Origin of the sequence: Candidatus Agathobaculum pullicola (assembly GCF_052117205.1) — a bacterium.
GTDB lineage: Bacteria > Bacillota > Clostridia > Oscillospirales > Butyricicoccaceae > Agathobaculum > Agathobaculum pullicola.
The window spans coordinates 1-374 of sequence record NZ_JBQKJP010000136.1 but is presented as its reverse complement, the minus strand read 5'-3'; the positions used below and the strand labels follow the sequence as shown (position 1 = coordinate 374).

Sequence of the window (374 nt, the reverse complement as noted above, 5' to 3'; positions counted from 1 at the left end):
CAACAATTTTCAGAAAAACCTTAAACTGATCTATTTCAAAGATCGGAATAACATTTTATTTCCTCTATTGTTGCTTTTGCTTTCGTTATTGTTCAGTTTTCAAGGTGCAAATTTGCTTCGCAAATTTGCACCTTGAACCAAAACAAGTTTTGGTTCGTGCAAAATGCGTTGCAATCAGGACTCGAGTCTCACTCCCTGTTTTGCTTATGCTGTTTTATTTTATAAAACAGCTAAGCGCGAAGTTTGCGTTTCTCGCTTCCTTTTGGTGGGCTTGAGAGGACTCGAACCTCCGACCTCACGCTTATCAGGCGTGCGCTCTAACCACCTGAGCTACAAGCCCATTTGATTCCCGGCGAACGGTCGTCGTTTCCGTC

At 42.8% G+C, this 374-nt stretch carries 1 tRNA gene; it reads right to left on the bottom strand.

Annotation, left to right across the window (positions count from 1 at the left end):
• Window positions 1–263: 263 nt before the first annotated feature.
• Window positions 264–340 (bottom strand) — tRNA-Ile (locus tag ACTQ3V_RS15760).
• Window positions 341–374 lie beyond the last annotated feature (34 nt).